10 protein-coding genes and 1 tRNA gene are annotated in these 13,052 nt (G+C 60.4%); all 11 read left to right on the plus strand.

Going from position 1 to position 13,052, the window contains the following annotated elements:
• Positions 1-8 precede the first annotated feature (8 nt).
• The 11 genes from VD17_RS22605 (at position 9) to VD17_RS22655 (ending at position 12,896) form a co-directional block, all read left to right on the plus strand.
• Entirely contained in the window at positions 9-824 is an 816-nt protein-coding gene (locus VD17_RS22605; RefSeq protein ID WP_033054095.1) for an ABC transporter permease, read from the plus strand.
• The gene (locus VD17_RS22610) at positions 821-1,609 is read left to right on the plus strand and encodes an ABC transporter ATP-binding protein (protein WP_046055734.1); all 789 of its coding nucleotides are present in this window, start codon (positions 821-823) and stop codon (positions 1,607-1,609) included. The genes VD17_RS22605 and VD17_RS22610 overlap by 4 nt, the downstream gene beginning before the upstream one ends.
• A 14-nt stretch (positions 1,610-1,623) precedes the next feature.
• Complete coding sequence (locus VD17_RS22615; RefSeq protein WP_046055735.1) at positions 1,624-2,349, plus strand: urea amidolyase associated protein UAAP1; 726 nt, start codon at positions 1,624-1,626, stop codon at positions 2,347-2,349.
• Between the two features lie 11 nt (positions 2,350-2,360).
• On the plus strand, positions 2,361-3,002 hold the full coding sequence (locus tag VD17_RS22620; protein WP_046055736.1) for an urea amidolyase associated protein UAAP2: 642 nt from the start codon (positions 2,361-2,363) through the stop codon (positions 3,000-3,002).
• 280 nt (positions 3,003-3,282) lie between these two features.
• The gene (uca, locus tag VD17_RS22625) at positions 3,283-6,930 is read left to right on the plus strand and encodes an urea carboxylase (protein WP_046055737.1); all 3,648 of its coding nucleotides are present in this window, start codon (positions 3,283-3,285) and stop codon (positions 6,928-6,930) included.
• Between the two features lie 25 nt (positions 6,931-6,955).
• Complete coding sequence (atzF, locus tag VD17_RS22630; protein WP_046055738.1) at positions 6,956-8,734, plus strand: allophanate hydrolase; 1,779 nt, start codon at positions 6,956-6,958, stop codon at positions 8,732-8,734.
• Positions 8,735-9,006: 272 nt separating this feature from the next.
• The gene (locus tag VD17_RS22635) at positions 9,007-10,500 is read left to right on the plus strand and encodes a sensor domain-containing diguanylate cyclase (RefSeq protein WP_046055739.1); all 1,494 of its coding nucleotides are present in this window, start codon (positions 9,007-9,009) and stop codon (positions 10,498-10,500) included.
• A complete protein-coding gene (locus VD17_RS22640) occupies positions 10,501-10,695 on the plus strand; it encodes a cysteine-rich CWC family protein (protein WP_008153014.1) in 195 nt (64 codons plus the stop codon).
• Positions 10,696-10,751: 56 nt separating this feature from the next.
• Complete coding sequence (locus VD17_RS22645; RefSeq protein ID WP_046055740.1) at positions 10,752-11,444, plus strand: pseudouridine synthase; 693 nt, start codon at positions 10,752-10,754, stop codon at positions 11,442-11,444.
• A 313-nt stretch (positions 11,445-11,757) separates the two neighbouring features.
• Positions 11,758-12,642 carry an alpha/beta fold hydrolase gene (locus tag VD17_RS22650; protein WP_046055741.1) on the plus strand — a complete coding sequence of 295 codons (885 nt, stop codon included), beginning with the start codon at positions 11,758-11,760 and terminating at the stop codon, positions 12,640-12,642.
• Positions 12,643-12,822: 180 nt separating this feature from the next.
• A tRNA-Gly gene (locus VD17_RS22655) sits at positions 12,823-12,896 on the plus strand.
• Positions 12,897-13,052: the final 156 nt, after the last annotated feature.

Below are 13,052 nucleotides of genomic sequence, written 5' to 3' on the forward strand. Positions count from 1 at the left end.
GACTGGCCATGCGCCTGATCAATCGCCACCCGGATCGCCCAAGTCGCCTGCTGTTGGTGATCCTGCCGTTCGCCCTGGTGCTGTTTGCCTACTTCATGGGCTCGGCCGAGCGGCTGACGGACAACCCCAATGACAAGCTGCTGCCGAGCGCCGTGCAGATGACCGACGCGGTGAAACGCCTGGCGTTTACTGCCGACACCCGCACCGGTGAATACGTGTTGTGGCAAGACACCGCGTCCAGCCTGCGACGCCTGGCCATCGGCCTTGGTATCAGCGCGCTGGCCGGGCTGTGCCTGGGTATCGCCGCCGGTACGCTGCCGCTGTTTGGCGCGCCGTTGTCGCCGTTGCTGACGGTGCTGTCGATGGTGCCGCCACTGGCGATTCTGCCGATTCTGTTCATCGTGTTCGGCCTGGGGGAGTTGTCCAAAGTGATGCTGATCGTGATCGGCATCACCCCGTGCCTGGCCCGTGATCTGGAGCAACGCGCCCGGGAAATTCCCGTCGAGTTGCTGATCAAGGCCCAGACCCTCGGCGCTTCGACCTGGACGCTGATGCTACGGGTAGTGCTGCCGCAATTGCTCCCACGCCTGCTGATCTCGCTGCGGCTGATGCTGGGTTCGGCGTGGTTGTTCCTGATCGCCGCCGAAGCCATCGCCTCCACCGACGGCCTCGGCTACCGGATTTTCCTGGTGCGCCGCTACCTGGCGATGGACGTGATTTTGCCCTACGTGGTCTGGATCACCCTGCTCGCCTGGCTGATGGATTGGGGCCTCAAGCGCCTGACACAACGGGCGTTCCCTTGGTATGAGGGGGCCCGCGCATGAGCTTCATCACGGTGAAAAATGTCTGGCAGCAATACGCCGACCAGGTGGTGCTCGAAGGGCTGAACCTGAACGTCAATGAGGGTGAGTTCTGCACCTTGGTCGGTGCGTCAGGTTGCGGCAAGTCGACCTTCCTACGTCTGCTGCTCGGCCAGGAACGCGCCAGTCGCGGCGAGATTCTGTTGGATGGCCAGGCCTTGGCTGGCGAGCCGGACGCCAGCCGTGGCGTGGTGTTCCAGCGCTACTCGGTGTTCCCGCATTTAACGGTGCTGGACAACGTCGCCCTGGGCCTTGAACTGCCGCGTTCGCCGCTGCTCGGACGGTTGTTCGGCAGCGCTAAAAAAGACGCACGCGAACAAGCCTCAGTGTTGCTGCACAAAGTCGGTCTCGGTCACTCGCTGGACAAGTACCCGGCGCAGCTCTCCGGCGGCATGCAACAACGACTGGCGATTGCCCAGGCGCTGATCATGAAGCCGCGCGTGTTGCTGCTCGACGAACCGTTCGGCGCCCTCGATCCAGGCATCCGCAAAGACATGCACGCCCTGCTTCTGGAACTGTGGCGCGAGACACAGCTGACGGTGTTCATGGTCACCCACGACCTGTCCGAAGGCTTCAGCCTCGGCACTCGCCTGCTGGTGTTCGACAAGGTCCGCGTTGATCCGCACGCCCCCGGCGCCTATGGCGCACGCATCACCTACGACATCCCTTTGAACAGCGACCGCCGCACCAGCCGTGCCGCCGTCGATGCCTTGCCAGCTGAGCTGGCAGGCACGCTTCGTACCGCTTAAGAGGACTTTTGCACATGACTGATTCGACCCAACTGTTCCCGCCCTTCGCCGAAGAAATGCTCCCCGGCGGCGGCCATCGTTCCTTCGTGTTGAAACGCGGCCAACTGCTGCGTCTGACCGACCTGCGCGGGGGTGCCAACGTCAGCCTGACGTTGCTCAACGCCAACGAAAAAACCGAACGCCTGAACCTGCCCGACAGCCTCAAATGCCAACACACCGCCAAGCTCACCACCGGCCATTGCCTGTACTCGGACATGGGCCGCGTGCTGGCCGCCATCACTGCTGACACCTGCGGCTGGAGCGACAGCCTTGGCGGTGTGCTCTGCGCTGAAGAGGTCACGGAAAAATACGGCCAGGGCCGCTATCAGGAACTGCGCAACGGCTTCTTCCGCAACGGCACCGACAACCTGTTGGTGGAGCTGGGCAAATGGGGGTTGGGCCTGTCCGACCTGCTGATGACGCTCAATTTGTTTAGCCGGGTGAACGTCGATGAGGCTGGCCGTTTCCACTTCGTCGAAGGCAACTCCAAGGCCGGCGACTACATCGAGTTGTATGCACCGATGGACACGCTGGTGGTGCTCACCGCCCTGCAACATCCGATGGACCCTTCGCCTGAGTACGCGCCGAAACCATTGAAGTTGAGCTGGATGAACGCCGACGCCAGCGTCGCCGAACACTGCCGCACCTCGCGCCCGGAAAACGAGCGCGGCTTCATCAACACCGACCGTCTGTTCGCTTGAGGATCGCTGCCATGTCACTCGCAATCGCTACCGCTCAACAGCTGCCCGAAACCGCGATCTACCACGCCACCCTCCCGGCCGGCGAACCGTGGCTGATGGAGGTCAAGGCCGGCCAGACCTTGCGCATCCTCGATCTGGAAGGCAATCAGGCCGTCGACACGTTGTTCTACAGCGTTGCCAACCCAAAGGAGCGCTACGACGTGCAACGCACGTTGCGCCGACAGAACAGCGTCTACCTGAGCACCGGCAGCGTGCTGTATTCCAACCTCGGCAAGCCGATGCTGACCATCGTCGCCGACACCTGCGGCCGTCACGACACCCTCGGCGGCGCTTGCGCGCAAGAGAGCAACACCGTGCGCTATGCGTTGGAGAAACGCTACATGCACAGCTGCCGCGACAACTACCTGCGTGCCTGTGTGCACGATGGACGACTGGGCAAAGGCGACATCGGGCCGAACATCAACTTCTTCATGAACGTACCGGTCACGGCGGATGGCGGGCTGACATTTGAAGACGGCATCTCGGCACCGGGCAAATACGTCGACCTGCGGGCCGAGATGGACGTGATCGTGCTGATCTCCAATTGCCCGCAACTGAACAACCCGTGCAATGCCTACAACCCCACTCCTGCGGAGCTGCTGGTATGGAACTGAAATTCTCGCAGTTGCGGCGGTGGTTGTTTGCCCTGTGCCAGGCCCGTTCAGGCCAGTGCCTGAAAAAGTAAGAACACCGCAATCCCAATGTAGGAGTGAGCCTGCTCGCGATGGCGTCAGCAAAGTCACCTTTGATGTCGACTGACCCACCGCTATCGCGAGCAGGCTCACTCCTCCAAGGGAGCGGCGGCGTTTGAGAAATCTGATTTTTCATCCGGGACGGCCCGGATGCATCAAAAAAAACTGCGGGACGGCCCGCATCCCCTCCAGGGGTTATGCCATGTTCGAAAAAGTCCTGATTGCCAACCGTGGCGCCATTGCCTGTCGCATCCTGCGCACCCTGCGTGAGTTGCAGGTCCAGGGCGTTGCCGTTTACTCCGAAGCCGATGCCGCCAGTTTGCACATCCTGCAAGCCGATGAAGCTCACAGCCTCGGTGAAGGCGCAGCCGCCGGCACCTATCTGTCCGTCGAAAAAATCCTCGCCATCGCCAAATCCACCGGCGCCACGGCGATCCATCCGGGCTACGGTTTTCTCTCGGAAAACGCCGCGTTCGCCGAAGCCTGCCAAGCCGCCGACATCGCCTTCATCGGCCCGACGCCAGAGCAGCTGCGAGTGTTCGGCCTCAAGCACACCGCGCGCGCCTTGGCCAAGCAACACGGCGTGCCGATGCTCGAAGGCACCGAGTTGCTCGACAGCCTCGACGCAGCGCTGATTGCCGGCGAACAGGTTGGCTACCCGGTGATGCTCAAAAGCACCGCCGGCGGTGGCGGCATCGGCATGCGCGTGTGTCGCAGCGCTGCCGAGTTGAGCGAATCCTTTGAAGCCGTCAAACGCCTCGGCCAGAATAACTTCAGCGACGCCGGCGTGTTCATCGAGAAGTACATCCAGCGTGCCCGTCATCTGGAAGTGCAGGTGTTCGGCGATGGCCGGGGCGACGTGATTGCCCTCGGCGTGCGCGACTGTTCGGTGCAGCGACGCAACCAGAAAGTCCTCGAAGAAACCCCGGCGCCAAACCTGCCCGAGGGCATGGCCGAAGCGCTGTGTGCGGCGGCGATCAAACTGGCGAAAGCGGTGAATTACCGCAGCGCCGGCACCGTTGAGTTCGTCTTCGACAGCGAGGCTCAGCGTTTCTACTTTCTCGAAGTTAACACCCGTTTGCAGGTGGAGCACGGCGTCACCGAGCAAGTCTGGGGTGTGGATCTGGTGCGCTGGATGCTGGAACTGGCGGCAGGTGATTTGCCGCCGCTGAGCACGTTGAGCCAAGGCTTGAAAGCCTGCGGCCATGCGATTCAGGCACGGCTCTATGCCGAAGATCCGGGACGGGATTTTCAGCCGAGCCCAGGGTTGCTGACTACCGTGAACTTCCCCGCCGTCGATGGCAAACACCTGCGCATCGACACGTGGGTCGAGGCCGGTTGCGAGATCCCACCGTACTTCGATCCGATGATCGCCAAAGTCATCAGTTGGGCGTCGACCCGTGAACAAGCCGCTGCCGATCTGCATCGAGCGCTGGGCGACAGCCTGCTCTACGGGGTGGAAACCAACCGCGATTATTTGCGGCAGATTCTGCTCGATGTGCCTTTCGCCAGCGGCCAGCCGTGGACCCGTTGCCTGGAAGGTCTGGTGTATCAGGCCAACACGTTTGAAGTGCTCAGCGCCGGGACTCAAACCAGCGTTCAGGACTATCCAGGCCGCCTCGGTTATTGGGCCGTGGGCGTGCCGCCGTCAGGGCCGATGGACAGTCGAGCGTTGCGTCTGGGCAACCTCTTGCTGGGTAACGACGAAGGCGCCGCTGCACTGGAAATCACCATGAGCGGGCCACTGCTGCGCTTCAATTGTGATGCAGTTGTGGCCGTCACCGGCGCGATGATTCCATTGACGCTAAACGGTGAAACCGTACCGATGAACACCGCACTGCTGGTTCCGGCAGGGGCGACTTTGAGCCTCGGCACAATGGCCGGAGCAGGCGCTCGCAGCTATTTGTGCCTGCGTGGTGGCCTGCAAGTGCCGGATTATCTGGGCAGCAAAAGCACGTTCACCCTCGGCCAGTTTGGCGGGCATGGCGGGCGTGCATTGCGGGCTGGTGATGTGTTGCATATACCGACCTTGAGCGACCGCAGCGCCGGTCAACAACTGGCGGCAGAACAGGTCACCGAGTTGCCCGTTCTGCGGCAGATCCGGGTGATCTATGGCCCTCATGGCGCACCGGAATACTTCACCGAAAACTACATCGGCACCTTCTTCGCCACCCAGTGGGAAGTGCATTTCAACTCCAGCCGAACCGGTGTGCGGTTGATCGGACCGAAGCCTGAATGGGTGCGTGCCGATGGTGGCGAGGCGGGTCTGCATCCGTCGAATATTCATGACAACCCGTACGCCATTGGTGCAGTGGATTTCACCGGTGACATGCCGGTCATCCTCGGTCCCGATGGGCCGAGCCTCGGCGGGTTTGTCTGCCCGGTGACGGTGATCGAAGCCGACCTCTGGCAACTAGGCCAATTGAAGGCCGGGGACAAAGTGCAATTCCTCCCCGTCGATATCCAGACCGCCCGCACCCTAGCCTTGAAATGGAATTCCCCATGTAGGAGTGAGCCTGCTCGCGATGGCGGCAGTACAGCCAACATTGATGTGACTGACACACCGCGATCGCGAGCAGGCTCACTCCTACAAGGGGTTGTGTCGCCGGTGGTGTTGGATATTGGTCAGGACGATACGCGGCTGGTGGCGAGACTGTCTGGGGACACTCATCTGCTGCTGGAAATCGGCGCCCCCGAACTGGACCTGGTCCTGCGCTTCCGCGCCCACGCATTGATGCAAGCACTGGAAAGCCAAAATCTGCACGGCGTCATCGACCTGACACCCGGCATCCGCTCACTGCAAGTGCACTACCAACCCGAGCAACTGCCGCTGGCTGATCTGCTCGGCATCGTCGCCGGCGAATGGGACGCCGTGTGCGCCGCCAAGGACCTGCAAGTCCCGTCGCGCATCGTCCATCTGCCGCTGTCCTGGGACGACCCGGCCTGCCAGTTGGCGATCGAAAAATACATGACCACCGTGCGCAAGGACGCCCCGTGGTGCCCGAGCAATCTGGAGTTCATCCGCCGCATCAACGACCTGCCAAACCTCGACGAAGTGCAGCGCACGGTGTTCGACGCCAGCTACCTGGTGATGGGCCTGGGCGACGTCTACCTCGGTGCACCGGTCGCCACGCCACTCGACCCGCGGCATCGCCTGGTGACCACCAAATACAACCCGGCCCGCACCTGGACCGCGGAAAATTCGGTGGGCATCGGCGGTGCTTACATGTGCGTGTACGGCATGGAAGGCCCTGGCGGTTATCAGTTCGTCGGCCGCACGTTGCAGATGTGGAATCGCTATCGCGAGGTCGCCGCATTCGATGGCAAACCGTGGCTGCTGCGGTTCTTCGATCAGATCCGGTTCTACCCGGTCAGTGCCGATGAACTGCTGCGCATTCGACGGGATTTCCCACTCGGGCGCTTCGACCTGAACATCGAGCACAGTCAGCTGAATCTGACGGATTACCAAGCCTTCCTGACGAAGGAAGCCGAGAGCATTGCCGCGTTTCGCGATCAGCAAAAAGGCGCGTTCAACGCCGAGCGCGAGCGCTGGATCGCCAGTGGCCAGGCGCATTTTGACAGCGAAGAACTTGTCCCGGAAGCGACCGAAGACGCGCCGCTGGCCAGCGGTCAACAGAGCGTCGACAGCCACATCGCCGGCAACCTCTGGCAGGTTCAGGTGGAGACCGGCAGCCGCGTCGCCGCCGGTGATGTGCTGGTGATTCTGGAGTCGATGAAGATGGAAATTCCGCTGCTCGCCCCCATGGCCGGAGTGGTGCGGGAGATTCGCGTGCAACCGGGTTCGGCCGTGCGCGCCGGACAGCGCGTCGTGGTGCTGGAACTTGAGTGAACCCATTTTGAAAAGGATTAACGCCATGAACATCAATCTGCAACTCGACGCCCTGCGCAACGCCTACCGCGACGCCAGCATCACACCTCGGCAATTGCTCCTGAGCCTGCGCGATAAAGCCGAGGCGCTGAACCCGGATTATCACCTGTTCATCCACTTGCTCAGTGTTGAAGAACTGGAACCGTACCTTGCTGCACTCGACGGTCGCGACCCCGACAGCTTGCCGCTGTACGGCGTGCCGTTCGCGATCAAGGACAACATCGACCTGGCCGGCATTCCCACCACGGCGGCGTGCCCTGATTTTGCTTATGTGCCGGAACGTTCGGCGACCATCGTCGAGCAATTGCTGGCGCTGGGCGCGATTCCTTTGGGCAAGACCAATCTTGATCAATTCGCCACCGGGCTTAACGGCAGTCGCTCACCGTATGGCGCGAGCCCGAACAGCGTGTTGCCGGAGTATCCATCGGGCGGATCCAGTGCCGGCTCTTCGCTGGCAGTGGCGCTGGGCGTGGCGAGTTTTTCCCTGGGCACGGACACGGCGGGTTCCGGGCGCGTGCCGGCAGCGCTGAACAATCTGGTGGGGTTGAAAGCCACCAAAGGGCTGACCTCCACGGCCGGTGTGGTGCCGGCGTGTCGCACCCTCGATTGCGTGACCACGTTCACCGCAACCGCTCGGGAAGCCAGTCAGTTGCTCGCGCTCACTGCGCACCTTGATCCCCGCGATGAATACAGCCGTAGTAATCCGTTGTGGAATGACGGCTCGGCGTTTGGTGCACCTCGCCCCTTCCGCTTTGGCGTGCCGCGTGCTCAGGATCTGCAGTTCTTCGGCTGCCCTGAGGGTCCGCTGTTGTTTGGCGATGCCATCGATCAGCTCAAGGCTTTGGGCGGTGAAGCCGTGGAACTGGATTTGTCGCCGTTCCTTGAAGCGGCGCGGTTGCTCTATGAAGGCCCGTGGGTGGCTGAGCGCTACAGCGTCGCCGGCGAATTGATGGAGCAAAACCCTGAAGCCGTACTGCCGGTGATCCGCGCGGTGCTGGCCAAGGCGCCGGCGGTGAACGGTGTGCAAACCTTCCGCGCCCAGTACCGGCTGCAAGCGCTGAAAGCCCTGTGCGACGAGGCACTGGACGACCTCGATTGCGTGCTCACACCCACCATCGGCCGCCCCGTCACGCTGGCGGAACTGGACGTCGAGCCGGTGCTGCGAAATTCGGAATTGGGCTACTACACCAACTTCATGAACCTGCTCGATTACGCCGCCGTCGCCGTGCCCAGCGGTTTCATGGGCAATGGTTTGCCTTGGGGTGTAACGCTGTTTGGCCGGGCATTTACTGATCAGTATTTGTTGGGTGTGGCGGATGCCATGCAGCGCCAGCAAGGTTTGGCGACACCGCTTCCGTCGGCGGTCGCACGCAATGATCGTGCACGGTTGGTGGTGTGTGGCGCGCATCTGGATGGATTGGCGCTGAACTGGCAATTGAAGCAGCGCGGGGCTCGACTGGTCGAGACGACGTTCAGCTCGCCGGATTATCAACTGTATGCCCTGGCCGGCGGCCCGCCGTTTCGACCCGGGATGGTTCGCGTGAAGGACGGGGGTGTGGCGATTGCCGTGGAGGTTTGGGAACTGCCGAGCCGTGAATTGGGTTCGTTTTTGACCGGGATTCCGGCGCCGCTGGGATTGGGCAAGGTGCAATTGGCGGATGGGCGTTGGGAGAGCGGGTTTATTTGTGAGGGGTATGGGTTGGAGGGGGCGGTGGATATTAGTCACCTTGGTGGATGGCGTGCGTATCTTGAGACTAGAGTCTGATCCGGAATCCACCCCTCACCCTAACCCTCTCCCCAAGGGGTAGAGGGGACTGACCGAGGTGTTTGTTTGAGCTACAGCGACCGGAAATATCGAGTCGAGCTCTGGTTTTGAACAACATACAAATCTGCTCCCTTTCCCCCCTCTCCCCTATGGGGAGAGGGCTGGGGTGAGGGGTGGCCCTACCTGACACCATTTCCCCCACAAATGCAGCAGTTATTTCCCAGCAGCGCAATTAGAATGCCTGCCATCGGGTCACTGCCAACGGAATCGTCATGCCGCTTCGCTCGCCGCTGTATTCGCAACGTTCGTTGGTCCTCACGCTGATCGCACTGCTGGGCGCAGGCTTTCTCGCCACGTCCTTCCTCAGCTACTACGCCTCGCGAGCGTCAATCCGTGACAGCATCGTCAACACGGAGCTGCCACTGACGTCGGACACGGTCTACTCGGAAATCCAGAAAGACCTCGTCCGACCGATCCTGATTTCCTCGATGATGTCCCGCGACACCTTCATGCGTGACTGGGTGGTAAACGGCGAGCAAGACCCCGAAAAAATGACCCGCTACCTCAACGAGGTCATGACCCACTACGGCGCCTACACCGCATTTTTCGTCTCCAACACCAGCCTCACCTACTACCACGCCAAGGGCGTACTCAAACAGGTCAAAGCCACTGAACCCCGTGATACGTGGTATTTCCGCGTACGAGACATGGCCGATCCCTACGAGATCAATGTCGACCCGGACCTTGCCAACAAGGACAACCTGACCTTCTTCATCAACTACAAGGTCTACGACTACAACAACCGTTTCATCGGCGCGGCCGGCGTCGGTCTGACAGTCGATGCGGTGATCAAGCTGATCGACAAGTACCAGCAGCGCTACCAGCGCAGTGTGTACTTCGTCGACAATTTCGGACGCCTGGTGCTCACCGGCGCCGAGGGCGGCCCGCAAGGCGCGAAGATCGGGCAGCGGCTCGGCGAACTCGACAGCATGAAAAGTCTCGTCAGTCAGTTGCCCAAGCCCCACAGCGGCAGCTACGAATATTCCGCCCAGGGCCAGGGACATTTCCTAAATGTGCGTTTCATTCCGGAGCTGAACTGGTACTTGTTCGTCGACAAACGCGAAGACGGCGCCCTCAGTGAAATCCGCCAGTCGCTGTACCTCAACCTGCTGATCTGCCTGATCGTCACGCTGATTGTGCTGATCCTGCTCAACCGGGTGATCAAGCGCTACCAGGGCAAGATCCAGGCCCAGGCGATCCTCGACAGCCTGACCGAATTGCCGAATCGCCGCGGTTTCGACCTGTTGGCGGCGCAAGCCATGCACGAAGCCCAGCGCGAGCCCAAACCGCTGACCGCGTTGCTGCTGGATCTAGACCACTTCAAGGCGTTGAACGACACCTACGGTCACCTTGCCGGGGATCAGGTGCTGATCGGCTTTGCACGGGATCTGGAGAGTTGCTTGCGGCACTCCGACATCGTCTGCCGTTGGGGCGGGGAGGAATTTATCGTGTTGCTCAAGGACACCGATGGGGAGACCGGTCTGATGGTCGCCGAGAAAATTCGTCAGCATGTCGAGCAACAGCGTTATGCCTACAACGATAAGGCCTTGCAGCTGACGGTCAGCATCGGCCTGACCACCTTGCAGACCGATGACACCTTGCACACGCTGCTCTCGAGAGCGGATCATGCGATGTACCGGGCCAAGCAAGCCGGCCGTAACCGCACCTGCGTGGAAATGCCTCACTCCAGTTATGCATACCCCTAAATGAATAAGCCAGATTTCTGCCCGGCCTGCGGCGCCTCCAACGACTGCACCCTGGCCGACCCGCGAACCGCCGATCGGGCCTGCTGGTGCTACGGCGTCAGCATCGACCCGGCGGTGCTCGAAGCACTACCGCCCGAACTGCGCGACAAATCCTGTTTGTGCCCCCGCTGCGCGCAAGTCGAGGCGCAGCTGTAAGCAACCGCACAACCGATCACGTAAGATACGCGCCCCTTTCCTACCGATCCCTCGTCATGCGCATTGACCGTTTCCTCAGCAACCTGCCGCGCTTCAACCGTAAGCAGGTGCGTCTATTGCTGGTGGAAAAGCGCGTCAGGATCGACGGAAAAGTCGTCAGCGACCCTCACGCCGACGTACTGGAATTCAGCTGCGTGGAAGTCGACGATGAGCTGCTGCAAGTCGGCAAGCCTGCACGCTACTTCATGCTGCACAAACCGTCTGGCTGCGTCAGTGCCACCCGCGATCCGCAACACCCAACCGTGCTCGACCTGATCCATGAGCCGGACAAGGAGGACCTGCACATCGCCGGGCGCCTGGACTTCAACACCACCGGCCTGATGCTGATCACCAATGATGGCAGCTGGTCGCGACGCCTGACCCAACCGCAAACCAAACTGCCCAAGGTCTACTACGTAGAGACCGAGCAAGAGATTGGCCCGCAATACGCTTTGAAATTCACCGAAGGCCTGTACTTCGCTTTCGAAGACCTCACCACCCAACCCGCCGGGCTGGACGTGCTCAGCCCCAAGTCCGCACGACTGAGCATCGTCGAGGGTCGTTACCACCAGGTGAAGCGGATGTTCGGCCATTTCGACAACAAGGTGCTGCGCCTGCACCGCGAAAGCATGGGCCCGCTGGTGCTCGACAGTGCCCTGAAACCGGGCGAGTACCGCGCATTACGCACCGAAGAGATTCAATTGATCTAAGCAGGCGACCGCTCAGCAGAACTTGTCGAACAATTTGCCAAAGATACTTGCGCGATGACGTGACCCCTGCTTGAATCAGGACGTCGGCCGAAATGTGACCGACTAGTCACAACATACTTCTAAGAAACTTTTTGCCGGTAGAGAACCCTCAGGTTCCGCTTTCCCCCCGGCAGACTGCCCGCTAATAACAATACCCGTCGACCGGACCGCATTGGATCGACATGGGCCTCCAAATTCCAGGCGTATGCCTACCTGTCACAAAGCTCGTGCAATCTCATTTGCGCGCATACCCGCTTGCTTGGAGTCTTATGACATGAGGCCAGAAATCGCTGTGCTGGATATACAGGGTCAGTACCGGGTTTACACGGAGTTCTATCGCGCAGACGCCGCAGAAAAGACCATTATTCTGGTCAACGGCTCGATGGCCACGACTGCGTCGTTTGCACAAACCGTGAAAAACCTTCACCCGCAGTTCAATGTGGTCTGCTACGACCAGCCCTACGCGGGCAAGTCGAAAGCCCACAACCTGCACGAAAAATTGCTGACCAAGGAAATCGAAGGGCAGATCCTCCTGGAGCTGATCGACCACTTCGCCGCCGAACACGTGCTGTCGTTTTCCTGGGGTGGCGCCGCGACCCTGGTCGCCCTGGCCCACCAGCCACGACGCATCGAAAAAGCCGTGATCAGCTCGTTCTCTCCGGAGATCAACGCGCACATGCTCGATTACCTCGAGCGCGGCATCGATTACCTCGGCAGCCGGGACGGTGACCGGGTCGGCAACCTGGTGAACAGCACCATCGGCAAACACCTGCCGACACTGTTCAAGCGCTTCAATTATCGGCACGTCAGTTCCCTGGCCGAGCATGAATACGGGCAGATGCACTTCCACATCAGCGATCTGCTGCAAAGTGATCGCCAGTGCTTCTTCAAAGCCGCGGAGAAAGTCAACGTACCGGTGCTGTTCATGAACGGCGAATGGGACGAGTACACCGCTGCCGACGGCGCTCAACTGTTCGCCAACCATGTGCAACACGCTACTTTCACCACCCTGCAGGCCACCGGCCACTTTCTCGACATGGAACACAAATCTGCCTGCCGAGACAGCCGCAACGCATTGCTGGGCTTCTTGAAACCTTCGCAACACGAAAGTCGACCGCGTTATCACTACGTCCAGGACCAACATGCATTGGCCATCTGAAACAGCGTCATCGCGAGCAAGCTTCGCCCTACAGTGTTGAATGCATTCCTGTAGGAGCAAGGCTTGCCCGCGATAGACCGCCATGCGGTCTCTGCTTTGTTTCAATTGCGCTAAAGCCGTCCCACGCAAAGAAAAACTTCATTTCCACGCCCACATCTGGTACAAAGTCAGCCGCTCTGAGCGGGTGTCGTATAATGGCATTACTCCAGCTTCCCAAGCTGATAACGAGGGTTCGATTCCCTTCACCCGCTCCAATCGAATTTCAATCTCACGTCGTTTTTTGACGGGGGATGCAGGTAAAGAAAAAACCGGCCTTGATGGCCGGTTTTTTTGTGTCTGGAGTTTGGTGAAATTGCCTTTTGCCCTTAGGACAGTTATGGCTAAGCTGAGATTCGTTAACGTTTTTTTTG

This window comes from Pseudomonas fluorescens, from assembly GCF_000968015.1.
Taxonomy (GTDB): domain Bacteria; phylum Pseudomonadota; class Gammaproteobacteria; order Pseudomonadales; family Pseudomonadaceae; genus Aquipseudomonas; species Aquipseudomonas fluorescens_W.